We start from the raw sequence: 24174 nt of genomic DNA on the forward strand, positions 1-24174 counted from the left end.
ATTAATGCTAGTAACCTTGTGTAAGTTTAGTTGACAAATCTTGCGTTAACTTAATAATATCTTGCTGTCGGGGAAGTTGTTCTAACCAATGTTGAGGAATGCTTTCTAAGCCATAATAAATTCCTGCTAAACCTCCTGTAACGGCTGCTGTTGTATCGGTATCATCTCCTAAATTAACTGCTTTTAAAACGGCTTCTGCATAATTTTGACTATTTATTAAACACCAAAGTGAGGCTTCAAGTGTATGAATAACATAGCCACTAGAAGAAAGATCATTAATACTAAGTTGCTCTATTTTTCCAGTGGTAATTCTTGAAAAATGTTGTAATTCAACAACATAAGGCGGTTTATTATAGATTTTTTTAATGGCTTCTAATCCTTGAAGATAGGATTTTTTGACGGAATTACCAGCTAATAAACCTAGAGCAATACTAATATAAAATCCACAAGCCATTTGAGAACGTAAATGAGCATGAGTAATTGCTGAGGTGAGATGAGTTAGTTTAATTAATTCAGGAAACGTTAATAAATGATGGCAAAATGCAAGAGGTAATATTCTCATTAACGAACCATTTCCATTACTTTTCTCGCTGGTTGCTCCTGAGTGTTTTAATGAGACTCCATTAAGAAGATGATTAATTGATTGCTCGGTTGTTCCACCAATATCAAATGCTTTATTAAAAGGTGTCCAAAAACCGTCAGTATACCAACGACAAAAATTAGTAGAAACGGTAGTGAGTAGTTTTTCAGTATTACTGGGGGAAACTTCAGTCAGTGCATCCGCTAGACAAAGTGTTAAGGACGCATCATCTGACCATGTTCCAGGGGGTTGATGATATGTCCCATAACCAATCATATCAGATATCGGCGATCGCTCTCTTTCGGAACGCTGGATAAATTGAACGGGTAAACCTAACGCATCTCCTACACAAACCCCTAAAATTCCTGCCGTGACAAGTGAGTGATTAGACATATTTTAAACAGACTCCAACAATAACCATACGTTATTTTTTTGTTTTTTATAAAGGGGGCTTAATCGATGTTTGGGCGTTTAATTTAAGTTTTTTAACAATATTTTCAGTTTTTTAAAAAGCTTAATTTTTCTAAACACTATTTATCTTAAATCACACATTAAACATCAAGACATAGATATGAGAATATTAACGATTTATTCCAAAAACTGCAAGGATAATACAATACGAGCGCTTGACGATCCTCATTTTCGGATTATAATAAATACATCTATACTATAAAGGATGCTGATTTAACTTGCAGTGAGAAAAAAATAATTATTATTTACGTTCTTTCAACATAGGAGGATTTGTAATGAATCAATTTTTCCAGTCTTTATCAACATCCAATAAAGCTTTAACTCAAAATAACGCAGTTAGTCATTACTCAACTCTTAGCCCTTGTCTGAATTTTTTTGCACAAGGTGGAAGTCTTCGCAATCAAAGCCCTAGCTATATTCATAACCTTTTTTCATTAGCTTGGCAAGAAAATCCGCAACTCGCTATACAGATTATGGCTTGGATTTATGATTGTCGGGGAGGTTGTGGAGAAAGAGACGTTTTTTATTATTTATTTGTTTGGTTAGCTAATCATCATCTTGAAACAGCCAAATCTAATTTGTTTTTAATCCCAGAGTTTGGACGTTGGGATATGTTAATAAGATTACTGGATATTCCCACATTACAAGAATCCATTTTAGCTTTAATCCGAAAGCAACTCAATGATGATTTAAGCCATATGGAAAAAAATTTATCAATTTCTTTGTGTGCTAAATGGCTACCCCGTGAAGGTAAACAAAATGAGGATAAAGCGAAACTTATTCAAAACAAATTAAATTTATCTCCGAAAAATTATCGCCGTTTGCTGGCTTCTTTAGGACAATATATCAAAATTGTTGAACAAAAAATGTGCGCTCAAGAATGGAAAACGATTAATTATGCTCAGGTTCCCTCTAGAGCAAGTATGATTTATCGTCATGCTTTTGGTAAACACGATCAGACTCGATATCAACAATATCTAAATGATGTGGCTGCTGGAAAAGCTGAGATTAAAGCCGCTCAATTATATCCTTATGATATTATCAGAAACTACTTAAATAATCAACCCGAAGATTTAACTTTAGAATTGCAATGGAAAGCTTTACCTAATCCATTTGATCAAGGAGATTTAAGAGCTATTTTACCAGTAGTTGACGTTTCTGGCTCAATGTACACATCAAATAAAATACGTCCTATTGATGTTTCAATTAGTTTAGGTATTTTCTTTGCTGAAAAAAATCCGAGTATTTGGGGCGGGAGTTTTATTACTTTTTCTGGTAGCCCAGTTTTTGAACAATTAAAAGGTAAATCTTTAAGAGAGAAAGTTAATAATTTGCGTCGTGCGAGTTGGGCAATGAATACCAATATTCAAGCGGTTTTTGATTTAATTTTAAATAAAGCAAAACAAAACGGTCTTTCTAACTCAGAACTCCCCGAAATGGTTCTAATTATCTCTGATATGGAGTTCGATCAAGCTCAATCAGGAAAGACAAATTATCAAGCAATTGATGATAAATTTAAAGCCGCAGGTTATACTCGCCCTGTGTTAGTTTTTTGGAATGTGGATGCAAAATCTCATCAATTTCCCGTGACGAAGAATGACGATCGCGTTATTTTATTATCTGGATTTTCTCCCAATGTTTTTACATCCCTAATGAGTGGAAAAATAATCAACCCAACCGAAGCAATGTTAGCTACAATAGATATAGAGAAATATCGCCGTTGGCAAGCTTTATCTAGTTATAACCCAACTCAAGACAGTACAAGTCAAGACAGTACAACTAAAGACAGTATGATTAAATCTTATTCTGCTCACACTAAAGATTTATCCAAAGACGAAATAAAATCGATTAAACAAGCTTTGCAAGGAACATCGCAAGAAGCAGCCGAAGTCACCGAAAAAAATGTCATTAAAAATCGCTCTACTGCTCTAAAAAAAGTCGATTTTTCTAAACTTAAATTAGGCGATTATCTTTTTGATATTCAATATTATAAGGTAGTTGAAGTCAACCCTAAATCAATAGCCGTCATTAACGAAAGAGGATTCGGCTCAGAAATTGATAAAGATATTATTGAAGAGGGAATGTATTCTGCTAGTCAATATGAATTTGAGAAAATTGTCTCTCGTACGGAAATTTGTGAAATATTAGAACAAGCTGGAAATTATATATTTACAGTCAACTTTAATAAGCAAATTCGAGAGAAAGATCTTAAAGATAAATTATTGGCGGCTATTAAGGATAAAAAAGGCAATCCTCTTAGTCATTTAGAAATAGAAAAAGCACTCTCTAAAGTGAGTCAGGAAGCGATACAAGGAGAAGAACGAACCCTCGTTGGTTATTTACTAAAAGTCGAACCTAAAATGGGTCGTAGTACAGTTATCGATATAGAATGTCCTGTTGAGCGAAATCGGATTCGTTTGGTCGATCATCGTACCATTAATTGGCTAATTTTAAGAAATGTTAAATATGTGGTGCAGTAACACAATTTAATTTTAAAGACTTGCCAAGACAAGTTGAGTAGATTAGAATGGAAACAAGGCTGGTAACTGCAACAAATATACTTAGTTCTATTGAACATCAAAGTAAAACCCCAGCCTGTTCTTTTATACATCGAATAGATTAGACAAATACGGGTAAATGTTCAAAATTAAACGTATTTGGGAGAATACAGGAATTTGTTTCACCTAAGTAAATACCTAGCGATCGCGCAGTTTTAACCATAAATCCATCGGGATCAACGGGATAAGCACAGCGATTTTCTGCATGACATTTCTTAATAATATTAATAATAGGTTTAAGTGAGACACTTTGTACTTGACCTTCGCGCCAGACGACAACTTGATCGTATTTTTCTTGTTCGATTAATTCGACGGCTTTAATACCAAATACGGTAGCTAAAAGACGATCTAAAGATAATGGAGGACGACTGCGCTGTAAATGTCCGAGTACAGACACGCGTAAATCCATTTGATTAAGATGACAGAAACCATGATCGACTTTACATAACACTTTACTATACTCATCTAATCGTCTGGCAAAATAATCGCCGATATATTTTTCTCGCTCATTTTGTTCATTTCTCACACCTTCGGAAATCACAATCATTGCAAACTGACGACCTTCTGAGCGTAATTTTTCCAACTGGTGACAACAACCATCAATAATATCTAAATTAATCGCTGGAGTTAACTCAGGAATTAGAATAATATCTGCACCTCCGGCAATTCCCGCATGAAGGGCTAAATGTCCGGCATCTCTTCCCATCACTTCTACAATCATCACTCTTTCATGACTTGCCGCCGTGAAAGTAAGATCATATAAAGCTTGGGTGACGATATCCACTGCTGTAGTAAAACCAACTGCCCATTCAGTGAAAGGAACATCATTATCAATGGTTTTTGGAACAGCGATTAATCTCCAATTTCCTTTTTCAGCCAAATCATGGACAATATCTAGACTTCCATCACCACCAATTACAATTAAAACATCTAAATCTAGAATTTCATATCCTCTTAAAATGGCTGCAGTCATTTCCGAATGTTCTGTATATCCTCTACTAAGAGATCCTAAAACACTGCCACTTAAAAACTGCAAAACATCTAAGCCTTTAAGAATACCAGGTAAATTATAACCATGCTTGGTTAAAATTAAATCTTCGGGTTGATATTTTCCTCTCGCAATATCGATAAAACCATCTGTGCCGTAAGGAATTCCGTATACATCCCAGTCTTTTAATTTCGAGGCTTTTACCACTGCTCGAATAACTGCATTAAGTCCAGGACAGTCTCCACCACTGGTCAAAATACCTATTTTTTTTCTGCTTTGATTACTGACCACAATGTACTCTCGCGTGTTGCTATAAATGTTGTACATTATTTAGTAAACAGTATAAATGAAGTAAATCTTTGACTGTTAATGATTTATTCAGGTTTAACATAGAAAAGCTAAACCCTAATTAATACTATCAATCTGGATGCTACTTTAGATAAATTAATAAAAGTTTATTTTAGATTATTTTTATTAAATATTTTTTAATAATCTTGATTGATTTAGATAAAATTATAATTGTGATAATAACTTATCATAATCAGAGTGAGAACCAATCCAAAACCAAATTATTGTATCACTTTCTACCTGACCTAATGCTCGATAGTCTTTACTAATACAGGCAGAATAAACAGATAATTTTGGATTAACTTGTTTAAATCGTAAACTAGGATGTCTAGGATTTATTTTAAATTGACGATAGGCTAATCTTGCTTGTTCTTGAATTGGTAAAGGAAGTTCAGAAAATGTTTGTCTAAAATTAGCTGTTGTACATGATTTCACTTGTAAGTTATTTCATCATGTTTGGGGGTCAAGTTCTTGAGTTTTTCCAGCCTGATACTCTTGCAATGCCTCGGTTGCAAGTTTCGCCAAAACATCTTGAGAATTATTAAACGATCGCTCCCATTTGAGTTCGTCTTCTATTTCTTCCAAAATTATTAAAGCAATCTCATCTTGTTGATTCGTAGGAAGGTTTTTTAGTTGACAAATCGCCTGTTCAAGTAATGTTGACATCATTGATTTTTGTCTAATACATTTTTTTTATAATCTCTATTATAGCTCCAAAACAAAAGTTTTGTCAAGGAAAAATGAGGTAATATTAATATTATTTTGTATTGAGTAAAATCATCTTAATAAGCTAAATTTAGTACAAGTTGATAACGATAAAGGGCTACAGGTTGATTGAGAGATTTAAAATAATCAGGATCTTGGGGAGATAAATAAATCGCTGTAATTTGAGTCGCTTCTATTTGTTCAGGGTTAACGAGATGATAGGCTGTAGTCGTTTCTACTTCATTAATAAATAGACTTGAATCTATTTTAAATTGTTGTTGAGTTAATTCACTCGTCATAAATTGTTCAGTTGAGGGGGAAACTTGACTATGACCAATCACAGTCGAAATCAATCTACGTTTTTGGGGTAAAATAGTTGTTAAACACGTTGGATTTTTACGATCAGTCTCTACAGAAATTACCCCTGTTTCTCCTAAATAAGCACGTGCGATCTGGAGTCCATTAAACGCTCGATCTGCCACTATTGACGATGTTACGGAAGATAAAGGAGGTAATGGCCATCGGACAGAAGCAGAAACGGTTTGAGGCAAAAAACGAACCTGAAAAGTCATGGTTTGTTGAAGATAACGACGATTACTTTCAAAACCAGGCGTTACTACTTTTGGTGCTAAAGGTGCGATTTGTTCGGTCAAAATACTGCTAACATTCCAAGTTCCTTGTAGCCATTCGGGATAGTAAATATCTCCATAGTGTTTCTCAAGTTCTGGTTTATGTTGCCAATTTGGATAGGCTGATAAACGTTCTGTAACGGTTTCGGCTAAGGCTAAAGAAGGATTAAAAATCAAGAAAATCAGAATTAAAAAACTGATGATTAATCGATATTTCATTGTTGAATAGTTGGTTAAAATCTTTAGGTAAGCAACGATAATTTAAAAGAATAACTTAAATTGAGTCTTTTCGATTCACCAAATTTTTAGACAAAAGTTGAGTATTATTACTCACTTAACATTACTATACATTTAAGCAATATTGTGTTATTTTAAATAATAGAAGAGTTCATAAAATACTTTCATTATGGATAAAACAGCAGCGTTTCCTCTATTTATTCAGACAGGATTATCCTTTCTGGGATTTCTTTTACTAATTGTTTTATTGGCTTAAATAAGATCAACCTCTACAGGCTGGCTACATATTAGCTTAATTTAGATGGTGAATAGTAAATTATGGGCGAGATAAAAGAAATTGAGCTAATTCTTTTAAGTTCCGAAAATTGTTTTGCTCAACTAAACTTTGAAGACTACTAACTAAAGCTTCATGCTCACTAGGAATTTGTTCGAGAAGCTGACAAATTCCTTCACTGTCTCTAGCTACTGCACAAGAATAAAGTCTTTCGATCCAATCACGAGACATTACCTCTAGATTATTAGATGGAATAGGATACTCAGATCTCAAATCAGATGACGAGTTTTTTGTACGTCTCATATCTTTATATGGTGTCACCATAGAATTATTAATGCTAGTAGATGTGGGAAACTCTGAAAGAGGAATCGTACTAAGATCATCATCATCAAAATCTTCTTTTTCTTCTATTTCGTAAACATAACGGACATTGAGATGTTGAGCAATTTTTTCTAAGATTGTCTCTATTTCAAACGGCTTTTGTAGAATATCATCACAGCCGATCGCACTAATATCGCTGTAATCTTCTACTGTACCCGAACTCAGACCAATAATAACTGTTTTAAAAGGTTCTTCACTGCTGACTTGCAAACGTTGAATTTCTGCTATTGCTTGATAACCATCCATAACAGGCATCCGAGTATCCATAAAAATTAAATGCGGTTGCCAAGTTGACCAAAAATGAATCGCTTCTTCTCCATTAGCGGCTTCTTCCAGTTTAAATCCTAGTGGTTCTAAAAATTTAATTAGTAAATAGCGATTTTCTCGACGATCGTCAACAACAAGAATACGATATTCTGGTTCATAGGGAGCAAGTCCAATAATCTGCCCTGTTCCTTGGAAAAAACTATCCCATTGGGCAATTTCCCAACCTTTTACCGTTAATTTGACTTTAACAATCGTGCCTTGAGCTACTTTACTGGTGATTGTAATTTTTCCTCCTAATAATTTAACAAGTTTTTGACTGGAAACTAATCCTAAACCCATCGATCGCATTTTAGGTTCATTAGCACTTAAAGGCTCGAAAATACATTTTAATTGTTCTGAAGGGATGCCCACCCCTGTATCTTCGATCTCAAAAAAGAGTGAATGGGTGGCGAGATGACTCGGATGATCGTCGTTTTCTTCTAACATCCAAGTGCGATCGCTAATACCAACTCTTAAAGTAACTGATCCCGTTTGAGTATATTTGATCGCATTATCTAAAATATTCAGTAAAACTTGACGTAACTTTTGTTCATCTGTCGTGATCTTTGTTGGAATATCTGGGGGAATGAAAAAAACCAGATTTAATCCTTTGGCGATCGCTTTTGGTTGTATTGTCTCTTCCAAGGAATCAAGGAAACGTCTAATATTAAAATTAGCTTCGTGTAACTCAAGTTGATTAGATTCAAGTTGAATGATTTCTAAAACATCATTGATTAAAGCTAATAAATGTTCGCCATTTTGCCGAATTTGTTCGAGATTTTCGGGTTCTTCTTGCGCTAGATGAGGATATCGTTGTAGGAGTACCGCATATCCTAAAATTGTATGTAGCGGGTTTTTAAATTCAGAACTAATTTTCGCGCTTAAGTTTTTTTGAGTCCAATTAGCCCATTCTAGAGCCATCTGATCTTGTTTTTGTGCGTCTTGGTGTGAAGCAACAGCCTGATCTAATTCTGCATAGGATTTTTGTAGTTGCTGTGTTTTTTCTCTAAGTTGTGTTTGCAATCTCGTCGTTTTTTTGTGATACCACCACCACCACCCCCCTGAGAAGGCAATTACTGTCAATAGTGCGGCGTTGCTGATCCAAGCCATATCAAAACACTTTAACAAAAAGCAGATAGACGTTATTCCCAGTTTAAGCCGATATCCCAATCCGTGACAGTATTTTTTTAGTTCATGCAAGAGAACCTTGTTTAGTTGTCTCTTTATTAAGTGATTTATGTTTTTGTAAAGTTTTATTATTTTGCATGAAGAATGTAAGATAAATATAAAGATAATTTTAAAATTTTCGAGGTTAGATCAAAATGCCGTATACAACGGAAGAAGGCGGACGTTTAAACAATTTTGCCAGTGAACCCAAAGTTTATAAGGCAGAACCCCCGTCGAGAAGTCAACAAAGAACTTACCTTATTTTAGGTGCAGCAGCCCTCGTTTTAGTTGGCGGATTGATTGCGATCGCAGTCTACGCCTCCAGTGTAAGCTAATCAGTAACCAGTAATCAGTAATCAGTAATCAGTAATCAGTTTTAATTTAATGTTGACTGTTTACTGTTTACTATTTTGAATCACCTTTATTGCGTTGAGAGATTTTTGAGAGATTTCCGCTTTACCTTGTGCCGTAAACAGTTGAGATGCTTGTTGTAATTCGGCGATCGCTTTTTGTTCTTGTCCTAATTTAAAATAAGTTAAGCCCCGATTATGAAATGCTTCGGCAAACTGAGGCTCAATTTTAATCGTTTCATTATAGTCTACAAGAGCTTTTTCATGTTCTCCAGCACGATTATAAGCTAAAGCACGATTGTAATACGCTCTCGCCCTACGCCCATCAAGACTAATTGCTTGAGTATAATCAGCAATAGCCGCTTTGTGATTACCCCCATCATCTTGAGCATTTCCTCGATAAACAAAATAATCCGCCGAATTTGGCTGAAATTCAATCGCTTTAGTACAATCGGTGATAGCAGTACTGTAATTTTTTAAAAGATAATTTGCATAACAACGATTCCCATAAGCATAAGCATATTTGGGATTGAGTTGAATTGCTTTAGTATAATCATTGATCGCTTTTTGATAATTTCCCAAAATCAACTCAGCATAGCCACGATTATAATAACTATCAGGATCATTGGGATTTATGTTAATCGACTCGCTAAAATTAGTAATTGCACCCTTATAATCCCGCGCATTTAACCGATCTACCCCAAGGTTATAAAATGTAACTGCGCTTTGTTTTTGCGCCATCAGTAAAACAACTGTTTGTGCTTGAGTAGATTTTGGATTCGTTAATCCAATCAGCGTCATTATACTACCAAGGATAAAAGAGCGTTTCATGTCTAATTTAAGTCATCGAATCACGATAAAATAGGACAGCCAAGCTCAAGTCACAAAGGATGTATAAGTCTATTGTTGCTATCCTACTGATCATAGTCAGCTTTATGATAGTGAGTTGTTCCCCAGGGATCAGTAATTTACAAAGCTATGTCAATAATAAACAAGGGTATGGCTTTTTCTATCCTAACGGTTGGATACCCGTAGATGTTCAGAATGCTTCAGAGGGTGTGGATACCGTCTTTAGAGATTTTATCGAACGTAGCGAAAATCTAAGCGTTATTATTAGTTCTGTAGACAAAAATCAGCGTTTAGCAGATTTAGGCAGCGCGACGGATGTCGGTTATCATTTTCTTAGACGCTTAAACGATGATCCTAATGTGAAACGAGATGTTGAGTTATTACAAGCTGATACCCTTGAAAACAAAGGAAAAACTTATTACATTTTAGAATATCTTGTACAGATGCCCAACAAACCACCAAGACACGAGTTAGCTAGTGTGACGATTAATAACGGAAAACTGTACACTTTTAGTTTATCCACTCCCCAAAGACGTTGGGAACAAGTCAAAACTCTTTTTTCTTCAGTCGCTAATTCTTTCTTTGTTTACTAAGTATGAATCTCACTTTTGTTTTAGCGTCTGCTTCTCCTGCGCGTCGCAAACTCTTACAGACAGTTGGAATAGATCCTTTAGTTTATCAAAGTAATTTTGATGAATCATTGATCCAAAAAGACAATACGATGGATTTAGTGCAAACTTTAGCCCATTGTAAAGCCGAAACTGTCGCCCATCAAATCTCTGATGCTTTAATTTTAGGTTGTGATTCGGTTTTAGAACTTGATGGCGAAATCTACGGTAAACCGAATTCAAAAGAAGAAGCGATCGTCAGATGGCATAAAATGAGAGGTAATCAAGGAACTTTATATACAGGTCATGTTTTAATTGATCAACGGCAACAACAGAGACTGATTAGATGTGGGATTACGCAGGTTTATTTTGCTGATCTCAGTGATGATGAAATCATAGCATATGTGAATAGTGGGGAACCCCTAAAATGTGCCGGCAGTTTTGCCATAGAGGGAAAAGGTAGCTTATTTGTCGAAAAAATCGAAGGCTGTCATAGTAATGTTATTGGTTTAAGTTTACCTTTGCTAAGAAATATGTTAAAAGATTTAGGCTACCAAGTTATTGATTTTTGGAAAACAAATAAATGACACTCGACAATTTTCAAGTTTTTGATGGAGATTTATCAGCAGAAGCACTAAACTATTATTTAGAAACGAATGCGATCGCTGTTGATACCGAGACAATGGGACTTAATCCACAACGCGATCGTTTATGTTTAATTCAATTATGTGATGCTAATGGTTATGTTACCGCAATTCGCATCGCCAGAGGACAAACCGAAGCCCCAAATTTAAAACAGTTAATGGAAGCGGAAAACATCGAAAAAATCTTTCATTTTGCTAGGTTTGATGTGGCTCAATTTCGTTATCATTTTGGGATTGTTACTAAACCGATTTTTTGTACAAAAATTGCCAGTAAAATTGCCCGTACTTATACCAGTAATCACGGATTAAAAAACTTAGTTCAAGAATTAGAAGGAATAGAACTTGATAAATCTGCTCAGAGTTCAGATTGGGGAAATGCGGCTAATTTAACGCCAAAACAACTTAGTTATGCGGCAAATGATGTGCGATATTTAATTCCAGTACGCGATAAACTAACGGTAATGCTACAACGGGAAGAACGATGGGAAATTACCCAAAAATGCTTTGATTGTATTCCAGTTTTTGTCGATTTAGATTTACATCAATTTAAAGATATTTTTGAACATTAGAAACGGAATGTATCAGACTTATAAAACTTATCTAATTCGAGATTGGCAAAAGAGCGATCGCATGGCGGCGGCATCAGTCATTAAACAAGTTTTAGCAGAATATGGCTTACCTTGGCAACCCGAAGAAGCCGATCAAGATGTGATTGAAATTGAATCCTATTATTTAGAAAAAAAAGGCGAATTTTGGGTGATAGAACAAAATAAAAATTTTCCTAAAATCTTAGGTACGGCGGCATATTATCCAATTTATAGAGGAATAAAAGCCGTCGAAATTCGGAAAATGTATCTATTACCAGAAGTACGCGGCAAAGGTTTAGGAAAATATTTATTACAGCAACTCGAAACAACAATTCAAGAAAAAGGTTTTCAAGAAATATGGATTGAAACGGCTTCTGTTTTAAAAGAAGCAGTACAATTATATGAAAAAAATGGTTATTTACCTAGTTCTGGTGTCGAGACAAAAAGATGCGATCGGATTTATGTTAAGAAGATTTAATAATGTAGGAATTTAATCTCCAAATCTGGTAAATGAGAGGGTTTGGAAACCAAACCCCTACAATTAATTTTCTGATTTGCTATGAATTAATAGATTAGGTAAAATGAATAAGAAAGGTGGTTTATTTGAATTATTAAGCAAAATTAAAGCTAAACCTGGGCTGTATCTAAGTCATCCTTCAGTTTGTGAACTATTTGTATTTTTGGTAGGTTATAAAACGGCTAGACGTGAGTTAGGGATTGAGCCAACAGAACAAGAAATAAAATTTTATCAAGAATTTCACCAATTTATCGAAAAAGAATATAATCTTCATACATCTAATTCTTGGGCTAAGATTATTATGCTTTACTGTTCGGATGAAAAACAAGGATTTGAGCGATTTTATCAACTTCTAGACAAGTTTCATAGCCAAAATAAAGAAATTTCTCAGAAAGAAAAAATTAAATCAATTCATTAACCTAAATAATTTTCCGAATGGCGACAACTAATTGCTCAATTTCAGCAGGCATTGTTAGATAATGGACACAAGCCCTGACACAAGCTGGATCAGCGATCGTTCTTAATAAAAATCCTTGTCTTTCCAATTCTTGTACCAGTCGTTGGGGTAATATTGTATTTGTCTTAAAAGAAACTAAACCCGACTGTGGGGGCGTTTTCTTTAAACACTCAATCCCCTCTATTTCTGATAAAAGTTGCCATAAATAACCACTCAGTTGACAGATTTGATCATATCGTTTTTCTGCCGTTGCCCAGTGACGATGTACCGAAATAGCCGCCCGTAACCCTTCATATTGTGGATAAGCAGAAGTAGCCACCTCAAAACGTCTACCGTCAGCTTTCCAGTCACTCGGTTGCCCGTCAGTCGTTACATCTATCCCACGCCATCCGATAAAAGTTGGCTGCAACTCCCCAAAAACTTCGGGACGAATATACAATCCACCAACACCCGCCGGACCACACCACCATTTATGACCTGTAAAGGCATAAAAATCAGCCTGTAACTGCGATAAATCTAATGGTAGACATCCCACCGACTGCGCGGCATCAACAAGGACGTAGACGTTATTTTTGTGGCACAGTTGCACAATTTCGGCTAAGGGTAAGACTTGTCCTGTATTCCAAAGAACATGACTTAAGACTAATACGCGTGTATTATTTTGGAGAGCTTGAGCAATTACATTAACTGGATCACCATCATTTAAGGTATCTTGAATAGGACAAGTTGAAATCGTCAGATCAAAACGTTTAGCGATTTCTTGAACCGTTGCAATGATTCCTGGGTGTTCACAGTCGGTTAATAAAATGCGATCGCCATTTTGCCAGGGAATACCCCATAAAGCGATATTACAACTCACTGTCACATTTTCCGTAATGGTAATCGTTTCGGGAATAACTCCTAATTCTGTGGCGATATTTTGTCTGAGAAATTCAGTTTTTTGCTGTACCCAGGCATTAACTTTCGTCGAAAACGGGCCATGATGTTGTAGATATTTATGAGCATCAATAATAGCTTCTAGTGATGCACGGGGTAAAGGGCCTTGTCCCCCAAAGTTAAAATAGAGTTTATTGTTGATTCCTGGAAATTCTTGTCGGTGCTGTTCGAGTTGGTGAGTGATAGTCGCAGTATCAAGCATAAATCCTGAGCAATGATTATGGTATGCTTTGGCTATCTTAGCTTTGATTTTCGTTTTTAAAGTGATTTTTTTGTTACCGTAAGGGAAGAATGGGTTAAAAAGGGATCATCTTTACTTATACAGGATTACCCCTCATCTTATCATATACTTTTTTTAAAGCTTCACGAAAAACGAGAAGAATGCTGCTTACTGATGCTCTACTTCTAGATTATAAACGCTGTCAACGTCGTGCTTTTCTCAATGTTTACGGCAACCGAGAACTAAAAGATCCTGAACGAGATTTTTTGCTTAAACTTCGTCAAGAAAGTCATTATCATGTTGAAAAGGTTTTACTCGAATCTTTCCCCGACTCTCAACGTCCTCATACTGATTTATTAGATCTTAAAGCATTAGCCGAAGCAACAGAAGCGTTAATGAGAAAGGGTGTATCTTGTATTCATCAAGGTGTTTTATTACGAAAAGTTTCCTATCAAGGTCATACTATTTCCTTATTAGGTACACCACATCTTTTAATTAAACAACCAGGACAATCTAAGTTTGGTGACTGGCAATATTATTCTATATCAATTCAGTTAGGCCGTCGTCCAAAACCTGAATATAAATTAATTGCTGCTTATCATGCAGATTTATTAACGAGTATTCAAGGTGTTGAACCTAATTTCGCTCAAATTATTTTACGTCGTCAGAATCGGACTTTTGTTGAGTTAGATACTTGGATACCTCGAATGCTAGAAACTCTTACTGAGTGTATTTCAATGCTTATTAAAGAACAAGAACCAGAGGTGTTTATTTCTCGTCAACGTTGTAGTTTATGTCATTGGCACAGTTATTGTTATACGATCGCACAATCTCAACAACATCTTTCTCTTGTTCCTGGTATTACCCCCAATCGTTATGAATCTTTACAAACATTAGGAGTCTTTACGGTTGAAGCTTTAGCCTCTACTTCTCCCCATAATTTAGGTGAATTAATCGGTTTAGAAGTCGCTTCCCAACTACAACAACAAGCACAATCAATTATTGAAAATAAAGCCTTCCGTAAATATAATTCTCATCAATATAGACCAAATATTCCAAGTAGTTCTATTGAATTATATTTTGATATTGAAGCAGAACCCGAACAAAACTTAGATTATTTATTAGGCGTTTTATTAGTCGATAATGTAAAAAATACACAAAAGTTTTATCCTTTTTTAGCCGAAAATCCCGAAGATGAAAAATTGATTTGGCAAGAATTTTTAAAATTAGTAACTCATTATCCCCATGCACCGATTTTTCATTTTGCTGAATACGAAGTCGAAACAATTAAACGATTAGCTTATCTCTATGGCACGCCGATCCATCAAATTTATCCCATATTATCTCGTTGTGTCGATCTACATCAACAAGTAACTCAATTATTGACACTTCCTGTCGAAAGTTATTCTCTCAAATCTTTGGCTAATTGGATAGGTTTTCAATGGCGAGATCCTGGTGTAAGCGGTGATCAATGCGTTTGCTGGTATGATCAATGGGTTAAAACAGGCGATCGTCAACTTCTAGAATCTATTTTGCGCTATAACGAAGATGATTGTAAAGCGACGTATCATCTCAAAAATTGGATGGTTAAATTTCTCGCATGAATTATCAGTTTTAAGACATTTCCCCAGACATTCGCCGAATTTGTTCAATAGGTAAAGGTTTGGGTTCTAATCTTTGAAAATTCTCGATTTGTTGCAGATGGGGTCGAGCTTCCTTTAAATTGCTAATCTGAAGTAACACCATGTCTTGATAAACTTTATCTTGGGGTGCGATGACTTCTAAAATCAATTCCTGTAATTTATTTTCAGAGATAGCCCTGTCTAAATATTTTAAAAAGATCTCACGTTTGTAGGGGCGGGTGCTAACTAAATACCAATTCACAAGCTCAATACTCCAAATCAGTCAGGTGAAAAATATTTCCCACCTGATTGATTGTATCTGATTATGTACATGGCGCGTCTGTACATATCGCGTTTCTACAAAATTACATAACTCTACGGGCTCTATTTGCTTTTAAACGTTCTTGATACCGTTTTAAGTCAGCATGATGCTCATCAGTGAGATTATATAAATCGGGATCTCGATCGTATGTATAATCGCTATGATCATAACCCGCATAACCCGCACTTAAGTCGATTTCTCCAGTTCTAGCGCGACTTGGAGGTGCTGTATCTGCGCCACCGTAGCCCACACCAAACGCCGCAGGGTTACTGACTGGCTGAGTTTTTGCAGCCCCAGAGCGATACACTTTCCTAACCGCTTCTTCTTGATCATATCCAACGGTCATATCTTTGTCGTATTCTGGAAGACTTTCTACTTGTTCTTTTGTCAGAGTGTTAGCATAGACGCGACGATCGGCAAAATCAACACGAGCGCGACCAATAGGTAATAAGACTTTTTTGCCAAAAACCCATACACCTGTATTAATGACAAAATAACGTAATTGTCCGTCATCATCAACTAAGATATCGTCAACTGAACCAATTTTCTCTTGATTGGAGTAGAGAGAAAATCCAAGAATATCGTCATCTGTAGAAGATTGACTAGAATGATCTTCAAAATCTTTAATTTTATGCAGTGACATACTGTTTTTTCCTCTGGCAAATTTGTTTAATTATTACTAATATGCTAGGAAATAATTTATAAATTAATATATATCAAAAGGCGGATTTGCTTAAATATCATCCTTTTAGTGGATATTTTTCCCAAATTGTAGATATTTGAGCTTCTATTTCTCTATCAAAATAATTTCTTTCAGCTTAGTATTCACATACTAATCAACATCGGATAAATTAGAGAAAAGCATCTTTGACGGAATAGAACCGTGAACCCAACACCTGAAATTCAACAACGCATCAATCAACTACTCGGACAACTCCAAAAGGCGAGTTATGCCTATTATGTCTTAGACAATCCAATTATGGAAGATGCTGTCTATGATCAGTTATATCGAGAATTACAAGAATTAGAAAGCCAATATCCTGAACTTATTTCACCAGATAGCCCGACACAACGAGTTGGTGATAAACCTGCATCACAGTTTCCTTCTGTGCGTCACAATATTCCTCTTTATAGTTTAGAAAATGCCTTCAATTTAGCCGAATTTGCCCAATGGGAGGAACGCTGGAAAAGACAATCCCCCTCTCAAAAAACCGCAGAATACGTCTGTGAACTCAAAATAGATGGTTCTGCGATCGCGTTAACCTACGAGAACGGTATTCTAGTTCGGGGGACTACCAGAGGTGATGGAATTACTGGGGAAGATGTTACCCAAAATGTTCGCACGATTCGTTCAATTCCGCTACGACTGAGTTTAGATAATCCTCCTCCCGTAGTCGAAGTTAGAGGAGAAGCATTTTTACCTTTAGATACCTTTAATCAGATTAACCAAGAACGAGAACAATTAGGAGAAGCTTTATTCGCAAACCCTCGTAATGCAGCCGCAGGAACACTCAGACAACTTGATCCAAAAATAGTCGATAAACGTCGCTTACAGTTTTTTGCTTATACCCTGCATATCCCTAACCAGAATCTTAACTCCCAGTGGGAATCTTTAGAAGCTTTACAACAAATGGGCTTTTTAGTCAACCCTAACCGTAAACTTTGTCCGAATTTAGAAGCAGTACAAGAATATTACCAAAATTGGGAAACCGAAAGACGCAACTTACCTTATATGACGGATGGTATAGTCGTTAAAATCAATGATTTTGCACTACAAGAAAAATTAGGTTTTACGCAAAAGTTCCCTCGTTGGGCGGTTGCTTTAAAATATCCTGCTGAAGAAACCCCGACTATTATTTTAGATATTAGCGTAAATGTGGGACGGACGGGCGCGGTAACTCCTTTAGCAATAATGAAACCCGTTTTACTCGCAGGAACAACAGTACAAAAGGCTACTTTACATAATAGCGATCGCATTGCCGAATTAGATATCCGTATTGGTGATACCGTCATTATTCGCAAAGCGGGTGAAATTATCCCCGAAGTTTTGCGCGTGATTACAGAATTAAGACCAAAAGACACGCAACCCTATTATATGCCTTGTCAATGTCCCGAATGTGGCTCAACTTTAATTCGTCCCAAAGAGGAAGCAGTAACGCGGTGTGTCAATAGTTCTTGTCCGGCGATTTTGCGCGGCAGTATTATTCATTTTTGCACAAGAGATGCACTCGATATTCGGGGTTTGGGTGAAAAAGTTGTTATTCTATTGATTGAAAATGGTTTAGTCAAATCTATTGCAGATTTATACAGTCTAACCGTTGAACAAATCGCCAGTTTAGAACGAATGGGCAAAAAATCAGCCGAAAATCTGATTAATGCTATCACTGATAGTAAAAATCAACCTTGGTCAAGAGTATTATACGGTTTAGGAATTCGTTATGTCGGTAGTGTCAATGCCAAAATCTTAACGGATAGTTTCCCATCTGTAGAACAATTATCCCAAGCTTCGGTAACACAATTAGAGTCGGTTTACGGCATCGGTTCAGAAATTGCAGGATCGGTTTATGATTGGTTTAGAGTACCGGCTAATCAAGTTTTAGTACAACAACTCCAAGAAGTCGGGTTACAGTTACAAAATCTTACGCCTCAAAAAGATACAACACCTCAAACTCTAGCTGGTAAAACCTTTGTGGTAACGGGAACTTTACCTACTCTCAAACGCAATGAAGCTAAAGAAATAATTGAAAAAGCAGGGGGCAAAGTCACAGGTTCAGTGAGTGCTAAGACTGATTATATCGTTGTGGGTGAAGATGCGGGATCGAAATTAGATAAAGCGATCGAATTAGGGATTACTCAACTGGGTGAGGAAGATTTGTTAGAGTTGATCAAGAATTAGGTTTTTTGATTCGATGACTTAAAACGTCCTTCTTGGAAATCTCTTTTACTTTGATGCTTCGTTTTTCGTCCTGTTACTCGTTCTCGCCACATCTTAAAACTAGATTCTTTCATTTCGCGTCGCATCAACGCGATCACTTGCTTTTCCGATAATCCGAACTGACTTTCTATTGTATCAAAAGTGGTTCGATCTTCCCACGCCATTTCTACAATGCGATCGATATCTTCTGGGTTGAGGTTTTCTAGTTCCATATTATTGATACTTGCTTTACGCCGATTATATTAACTATTGTAAACAATTATTGAAAAATTCTGTAGGGGATGGCGCGACAAATCCTTATACATACTGGGTTTGGAAACCAAACCCCTACGCGTAATTTATCGGTTTTGATTAGATTGATTTTGTTTATATTGCGTCTGTGTTCTATGATACATTTTATTGTATACATATTTTTACATACTGGGTTTGGAAACCAAACCCCTACTTTTGGGGGACAATTTCTTACATACTGGGTTTGGAAACCAAACCCCTACGCGTAATTTATCGGTTTTGATTAGATTGATTTTGTTTATATTGCGTCTGTGTTCTATGATACATTTTATTGTATACATATTTTTACATACTGGGTTTGGAAACCAAACCCCTACTTTTGGGGGACAATTTCTTACATACTGGGTTTGGAAACCAAACCCCTACGCGTAATTTATCGGTTTTGATTAGATTGATTTTGTTTATATTGCGTCTGTGTTCTATGATACATTTTATTGCATACATAGAAAAAATAAAACATTATTATTTAATATATTTATTTTATTAATACAAAATCAAAAACACCCTAGCCAAAAACTCATCTTTAGATATAGGTCTTGGGAAAATCAACTGGATATGATAGAAAGACGACTATAATAAACGCAAACATCATGAATATCAGTAATTTAGAAGCTTTGACCCAAAAAACAGCGATTTTCTCGATTAATGCCTATCAAAATCATATTTCACCAAAAAAAGGCTTTTCTTGTTCCCACAGATTGTTATATGGTGGACTTTCTTGCTCAGATTATGTAAAAGACTTGTTCTTGCATCAAGATTTATCGCAGGTTATTGGAATGACAAGACAGCGTTTTGGAGATTGTGCGAAAGCGAGTTTAGAATTACGAAAACTAAAAAGTAGTAGCGGATGTATTATTATTCCTTGTTGCGTTCCTATCTAGGCCAATGAAAATAAAAAGTAGTGCCTTGTCCTTCAAAAGATTCTAGCCAGATATTACCCCCTTCAGACTCAAGGATTTTTTTAACGATCGATAATCCTATTCCCGTATTTTCATTATTAGTACTCGCTTTGAGGGTTTGAAAGATATCGAAAACTCGTTCATAGTTTTCCGGTGCAATACCAGGCCCGTCATCAGCTACACTGAATTGATAGTATTGTTGTTGATCGATCGCCGCGATCTCGATTCGTCCATTTGGGCGATCGTGATGTTTAATCGCATTACTAATCAGATTAGAAAAGATTTGGGACAAAAGCAACCGTTTAGTATTAAGAGTGGGTAGATTGTTTTGTATAACGATCGTAAAAGTAGAAGGAGGAGCTAAAGAGTCGAGGATTTCGTCTAGCAGTTCATTAACATCTACGGTTTGGCTTGTGGTATCATTTCGACCAACGCGAGAATAGACTAATAAACCATCGATCAGATCCTCCATACGCTGTACTCGTTGTTGCAAGAGTGTCATATTATGGAAATTATCTTCATTTAACTGCTCACTTAGATCTTCCGCGATCCATGTCGAAAGATTTGTAATAGCTCGTAATGGAGCTTTGAGATCGTGAGAGACTATATAAACAAAACGATCTAATTCTTGATTACGTTCGCTTAACAGTTGAGTCGTTTGTGTTAGAGATGTGTTTAACTGTTGTAGATCTTCGGATTGTTCTTGTAGTAACAGTTCGGATTTCTTGCGATCGCTAATATCAAGTAAGGTGACAATAACCTGATCCGATGATTCTTCCATTTCGGGAAACCTGATCGTAAATAAAACATTAAGAAGCTTTCCTTTTAACGTTTTTACTACCGTTTCCCCAGAAAACAGCGTACAGTTAGCAGCCATTGCTAATAGTTGTTCGATAAAAATTTCGACTGTTTCGGGTAAAAAAATCTGCCCTAACGATCCCAAAAGTTGCTCTTTATTTTCCGCCTCAAACATTTGTACTGTCATAGAATTAACATCAAGTATCTGTATACGATTGATCATTTCAGATACAAAATCTGGATGCTCAGTAAAATATTGACGAAAATCTTCTACACCTTGGGCTTTAAGTTTATTAAATACCGCTTTGACTTGAGAGAAATCTTCTTCCCAAATGGATACACCCACCGCTTCAAAAATATAGCGAAAACGAGAATCACTCTGACGCAGGGCTGTTTCTAAACGTTGCTGTACCCTAAGCTCTTGTGCGAGAATGTGGTTAGCGGTTTCGGCTACCTGCATTTTTCTGACGGCGAACTCGGCGTGTTTGCGATCGCTAATATTTCGTATTAACCAGAGCCAAGACACAGAGCCATTCTCTTGTTGATGCAAAACTGATATGGTTATTGCTGCTGTGAACATCTCACCCCAACGAGGCTTTATATTGAGTTCCCATTCTGAAATTTTTGCCTCTTCTAGTAACTTATTTAGTTTCGAGCGAAAAATGGGACGCTCTTGAGTTGGAATAAAAATCGTCAGGGGTTTACCTACTAGGTATTGCTGAGGAACTTTCAATAACTCAGTTGCCGCGAGGTTTGCCTGTTGGATAATGCCTGCGCCATCGGTGACGAGATAGCCATCGGGGGCAGACTCAAACAAATCTTGATAACGTTTGCGTTCAACTTCGACTTGAATTCGAGCTTGTTCTAATTCTTGGTTTTGTTGCAGGAGTTCTTCTTGAGCAACGTTTAATTCTTCGAGGGCGACGGTTAATTCTTCCACTGATTCTGTCAGCAGTTCGGGCGATAAATCAGCTATATTCGTGATTTGTTGATAAAATTGGGCAATTTGAGCGCGATTCCTTTGAAATTTTTTATAAACTTTATTTGATTCCATTTTTTTTGGCCAAACTACTGTTTTTGCTAATTATGTATCAATCATTTAATTTTTCTTTAAGAATGATTTTGTGTTAACTAAATTATTAAGGATTAAACTAAATTTTTAATATACTTTTAGTTATAGATTTGTCTGGCAAAAAGTTGCAAATTCTCTAATATACCTCAAAATTATGATATTTTTACTTTTTTTATATCTAGAGTATGATTATTGAGTTAATCAGTGGTAATCGAACTAAAATATAAGCTGACCTAAAAAAGATTGAAATTAGGTAAATACAAGTAAACTACTCGATAAATTTACTTTTTCTGTAAACTTGAGTAACTAATTTCAATATAAGTATAAATGTTCCCTAAGCGACGCAAGAATTAATTTTCGATATATTGATAAATCTTAATAGTTATAATTCATGACTCCGCAACACAATTATAAAATCAAGAGAAAAATGAAATCAGGCGAATTTAGACAAAAATCTGCTCATAATTACGCTCAAATCGCCGACTTTTATCATGAAATGTCCAGTTTATTGAAAAGCCGCTCTAAACAGAATATAGAACCCCTTGAAGAACTGACGGTTGCCCTCGAAGAATTAAACGTGGCTCAAGAAGAACTCCTACAACAAAATAAAGAATTAGAACAAGCTCGAACTCAAGTCGAAACCGAGCGCCAACGTTATCAAGATTTATTTGAATTAGCCCCCGATGGCTATATCGTCACCGATGACGCAGGCACTATCCAACAGGCGAACCGTGCTGCTGCTGAGTTATTGAAAGTTCCCCAGCAATACTTGGCGGGTAAACCCCTGATGATTTTTATTCCATCATCTGAGCTTTTGCTTTTTCACTTGAAACTTAGTCAATTAAAACAAGGGGAAAAAATCCCAGAATGGGAACTAAATCTAAAACCGCGTTGGGGCAACATATTTACAGCAGCAATTACCCTATCAGAATTACCACAACCCCAAAATAACTCTGTATCTTGGCTTTGGTTGATTCGGGATATTAGCGATCGCAAACGAACCGAAGCCACTAACCAAATGCTTAAACAAGAACTGTGGAAGCAACAACAAACAGAAGCTATTTTACGTGAAAGTGAGGCTCGTTTTCGGAGTTTGTTTGAAAATTCCCCAGTTGCTTATATGTTACTCGATGATCAAGGACGTTACTTAGATGTCAATGAGCAACTCTGTAATTTATTAGGATACACCAGCGAAGAACTTTTAGGTAAGAGTTTTGGTGAATTTTGGTCGCCCGAAATGAAACCCTTTTTTGACCAACAATTTGTTTATAGCAAAAACAACGAAATTATGCGCCTAGAAGTGCCACTTATTGCTAAAAATGGCGATCAACTCACCGTTTTATTAGAAGGTCGTAACATCTACCATAAAAACTGTAAATTTGTCAAGACCCATTGTATTTTATATAATATCACTGAGCGCAAACTTATTGAAGAAGATCTTCGTCATGCCCACATGGAGTTAGGACGAATCAATCAAGAGTTAAAACATTTAGTTAATATCGATGCACTGACTCAAATTGCTAATCGTCGGTGTTTTGATCGAGTCTTAGAAAAAGAATGGCAACGTCTCCAAAGAGAACAACAACCTTTGTCTTTAATTCTCTTTGATGTAGATTATTTTAAGCTTTATAACGACTATTATGGTCATCAAAAAGGCGATCAATGTTTATTTAAAATTGCTCAGGCTGTCAAAGAAGCGGTTTATCGTTCGGCTGATTTAGTGGCTCGCTATGGTGGTGAAGAATTTGCCATTATTTTACCGAATGTTAACACAGAAGGAGCGATCGAGGTGATTAATCGAATTCAAACGAGCATTTCATCTTTAGGTATTCCTCATCAACAGTCTCCAGTAAGTGATGTTGTTACGGTAAGCTTTGGTGTAGCAAGTCTTGTTCCAGAAAAAGATCGATCGTTTATGCTGATTTCTCAAGCGGATCAGGCTCTTTACAAAGCTAAACAACAAGGGCGTAATCAATACATTATAGCAACGTAGATACGGGGCATGGCGCGTCTCTACAGTCGAGTCATGGAAGATGAATATCCAATCAATTTTAGAGGGATATAGAGGGATTTAGCGGGATTTAGCGGGATTTAGACGGATTTAGCGGGATTTAGGTAGCCAGTGAATGAATTCACTGTCTTAGAGCTTAAGTCGGCGGGGCTTACAGGGTGCGGACGCAGGTTCCGCACACAGCCCCTTGTTAAAACCGACTCCAGACAAGGCTTATAGTCCATTTTAATGGACTTTAGCTATTAGGCAGTGAATTTATTCACTGACGGACTTGTTCACTGACGGACTTGTTTACTGACGGACTTGTTCACTGACGGACTTATTGACTACGGACTTGTTCACTGACGGACTTGTTCACTGACGGACTTAGACGGATTTAGACGGATTTAGGTAGCCAGTGAATGAATTCACT

General features: G+C 36.2%; 23 protein-coding genes. 11 read left to right on the plus strand and 12 right to left on the minus strand.

Going from position 1 to position 24174, the window contains the following annotated elements; all coding sequences use genetic code 11:
* Positions 1–7: 7 nt before the first annotated feature.
* The gene (locus C7H19_RS07525) at positions 8–973 is read right to left on the minus strand and encodes an ADP-ribosylglycohydrolase family protein (RefSeq protein ID WP_106456266.1); all 966 of its coding nucleotides are present in this window, start codon (positions 971–973) and stop codon (positions 8–10) included.
* Positions 974–1326: 353 nt separating this feature from the next.
* On the opposite strand from C7H19_RS07525, the gene C7H19_RS07530 reads away from it, so the two are divergent.
* Positions 1327–3531, plus strand: coding sequence for a DUF2828 family protein (locus C7H19_RS07530; RefSeq protein ID WP_106456267.1), 2205 nt, complete (start codon positions 1327–1329; stop codon positions 3529–3531).
* 139 nt (positions 3532–3670) lie between these two features.
* On the opposite strand, the gene C7H19_RS07535 is transcribed toward C7H19_RS07530, so the two are convergent.
* The 5 genes from C7H19_RS07535 to C7H19_RS07555 form a co-directional block, all read right to left on the minus strand.
* Positions 3671–4888, minus strand: a complete 1218-nt coding sequence (locus C7H19_RS07535) for an ATP-dependent 6-phosphofructokinase (RefSeq protein WP_245927366.1) — start codon at positions 4886–4888, stop codon at positions 3671–3673.
* 222 nt (positions 4889–5110) lie between these two features.
* Positions 5111–5380: a ParE family toxin-like protein gene (locus C7H19_RS07540; RefSeq protein ID WP_106456269.1), complete on the minus strand. Its 270-nt coding sequence runs from the start codon at positions 5378–5380 to the stop codon at positions 5111–5113.
* A 15-nt stretch (positions 5381–5395) separates the two neighbouring features.
* Positions 5396–5614: a hypothetical protein gene (locus C7H19_RS07545; RefSeq protein WP_425428872.1), complete on the minus strand. Its 219-nt coding sequence runs from the start codon at positions 5612–5614 to the stop codon at positions 5396–5398.
* A gap of 113 nt (positions 5615–5727) precedes the next feature.
* Positions 5728–6498: a DUF6816 family protein gene (locus tag C7H19_RS07550; RefSeq protein ID WP_106456271.1), complete on the minus strand. Its 771-nt coding sequence runs from the start codon at positions 6496–6498 to the stop codon at positions 5728–5730.
* Positions 6499–6832: 334 nt separating this feature from the next.
* Positions 6833–8587 (minus strand): hybrid sensor histidine kinase/response regulator, encoded by a 1755-nt coding sequence (locus C7H19_RS07555; RefSeq protein ID WP_106456272.1) that lies wholly within the window; start codon positions 8585–8587, stop codon positions 6833–6835.
* Positions 8588–8799: 212 nt separating this feature from the next.
* On the opposite strand from C7H19_RS07555, the gene psb34 reads away from it, so the two are divergent.
* Entirely contained in the window at positions 8800–8979 is a 180-nt protein-coding gene (gene psb34 / locus C7H19_RS07560; RefSeq protein WP_106456273.1) for a photosystem II assembly protein Psb34, read from the plus strand.
* Positions 8980–9039: 60 nt separating this feature from the next.
* Here the strand turns inward: psb34 and C7H19_RS07565 are convergent, their stop codons facing one another.
* Positions 9040–9825, minus strand: a complete 786-nt coding sequence (locus C7H19_RS07565) for a tetratricopeptide repeat protein (RefSeq protein ID WP_106456274.1) — start codon at positions 9823–9825, stop codon at positions 9040–9042.
* Between the two features lie 59 nt (positions 9826–9884).
* Here C7H19_RS07565 and psbP point away from each other — a divergent pair, with 59 nt between their 5' ends.
* From psbP to C7H19_RS07590, 5 genes are all read left to right on the plus strand, one after another.
* A complete protein-coding gene (psbP, locus tag C7H19_RS07570) occupies positions 9885–10436 on the plus strand; it encodes a photosystem II reaction center PsbP (protein ID WP_106456275.1) in 552 nt (183 codons plus the stop codon).
* 2 nt (positions 10437–10438) lie between these two features.
* The gene (locus C7H19_RS07575) at positions 10439–11038 is read left to right on the plus strand and encodes a Maf family protein (RefSeq protein WP_106456276.1); all 600 of its coding nucleotides are present in this window, start codon (positions 10439–10441) and stop codon (positions 11036–11038) included.
* The gene (locus C7H19_RS07580; protein ID WP_106456277.1) at positions 11035–11664 is read left to right on the plus strand and encodes a ribonuclease D; all 630 of its coding nucleotides are present in this window, start codon (positions 11035–11037) and stop codon (positions 11662–11664) included. The genes C7H19_RS07575 and C7H19_RS07580 overlap by 4 nt, the downstream gene beginning before the upstream one ends.
* Before the next feature lie 7 nt (positions 11665–11671).
* Positions 11672–12160 carry a GNAT family N-acetyltransferase gene (locus tag C7H19_RS07585; protein ID WP_106456278.1) on the plus strand — a complete coding sequence of 163 codons (489 nt, stop codon included), beginning with the start codon at positions 11672–11674 and terminating at the stop codon, positions 12158–12160.
* Between the two features lie 103 nt (positions 12161–12263).
* Positions 12264–12617, plus strand: a complete 354-nt coding sequence (locus C7H19_RS07590) for a hypothetical protein (protein ID WP_106456279.1) — start codon at positions 12264–12266, stop codon at positions 12615–12617.
* A 1-nt stretch (position 12618) separates the two neighbouring features.
* Here C7H19_RS07590 and C7H19_RS07595 read toward each other — a convergent pair whose 3' ends face one another.
* The gene (locus C7H19_RS07595) at positions 12619–13794 is read right to left on the minus strand and encodes an aminotransferase class V-fold PLP-dependent enzyme (RefSeq protein WP_106456280.1); all 1176 of its coding nucleotides are present in this window, start codon (positions 13792–13794) and stop codon (positions 12619–12621) included.
* 179 nt (positions 13795–13973) lie between these two features.
* On the opposite strand from C7H19_RS07595, the gene C7H19_RS07600 reads away from it, so the two are divergent.
* Positions 13974–15416: a TM0106 family RecB-like putative nuclease gene (locus C7H19_RS07600; RefSeq protein ID WP_106456281.1), complete on the plus strand. Its 1443-nt coding sequence runs from the start codon at positions 13974–13976 to the stop codon at positions 15414–15416.
* 10 nt (positions 15417–15426) lie between these two features.
* Here C7H19_RS07600 and C7H19_RS07605 read toward each other — a convergent pair whose 3' ends face one another.
* Positions 15427–15696: a hypothetical protein gene (locus tag C7H19_RS07605; RefSeq protein ID WP_106456282.1), complete on the minus strand. Its 270-nt coding sequence runs from the start codon at positions 15694–15696 to the stop codon at positions 15427–15429.
* Positions 15697–15799: 103 nt separating this feature from the next.
* Positions 15800–16399, minus strand: coding sequence for a PRC-barrel domain-containing protein (locus C7H19_RS07610; RefSeq protein WP_106456283.1), 600 nt, complete (start codon positions 16397–16399; stop codon positions 15800–15802).
* A 240-nt stretch (positions 16400–16639) separates the two neighbouring features.
* On the opposite strand from C7H19_RS07610, the gene ligA reads away from it, so the two are divergent.
* On the plus strand, positions 16640–18652 hold the full coding sequence (ligA, locus tag C7H19_RS07615; protein WP_106456284.1) for an NAD-dependent DNA ligase LigA: 2013 nt from the start codon (positions 16640–16642) through the stop codon (positions 18650–18652).
* Here ligA and C7H19_RS07620 read toward each other — a convergent pair.
* Positions 18649–18903, minus strand: a complete 255-nt coding sequence (locus tag C7H19_RS07620; protein WP_106456285.1) for a TIGR03643 family protein — start codon at positions 18901–18903, stop codon at positions 18649–18651. The genes ligA and C7H19_RS07620 overlap by 4 nt on opposite strands.
* 669 nt (positions 18904–19572) lie before the next feature.
* Here C7H19_RS07620 and yidD point away from each other — a divergent pair.
* Positions 19573–19863 carry a membrane protein insertion efficiency factor YidD gene (yidD, locus tag C7H19_RS07625; RefSeq protein WP_106456286.1) on the plus strand — a complete coding sequence of 97 codons (291 nt, stop codon included), beginning with the start codon at positions 19573–19575 and terminating at the stop codon, positions 19861–19863.
* Here the strand turns inward: yidD and C7H19_RS07630 are convergent.
* Positions 19856–21733: a PAS domain-containing sensor histidine kinase gene (locus tag C7H19_RS07630; protein ID WP_106456287.1), complete on the minus strand. Its 1878-nt coding sequence runs from the start codon at positions 21731–21733 to the stop codon at positions 19856–19858. The two genes, yidD and C7H19_RS07630, sit on opposite strands and share 8 nt — an antisense overlap.
* 445 nt (positions 21734–22178) lie before the next feature.
* On the opposite strand from C7H19_RS07630, the gene C7H19_RS07635 reads away from it, so the two are divergent.
* Complete coding sequence (locus C7H19_RS07635) at positions 22179–23744, plus strand: sensor domain-containing diguanylate cyclase (protein WP_181280546.1); 1566 nt, start codon at positions 22179–22181, stop codon at positions 23742–23744.
* Positions 23745–24174: the final 430 nt, after the last annotated feature.

Source organism: Aphanothece hegewaldii CCALA 016, assembly GCF_003007785.1.
GTDB lineage: Bacteria > Cyanobacteriota > Cyanobacteriia > Cyanobacteriales > Microcystaceae > Chroococcus > Chroococcus hegewaldii.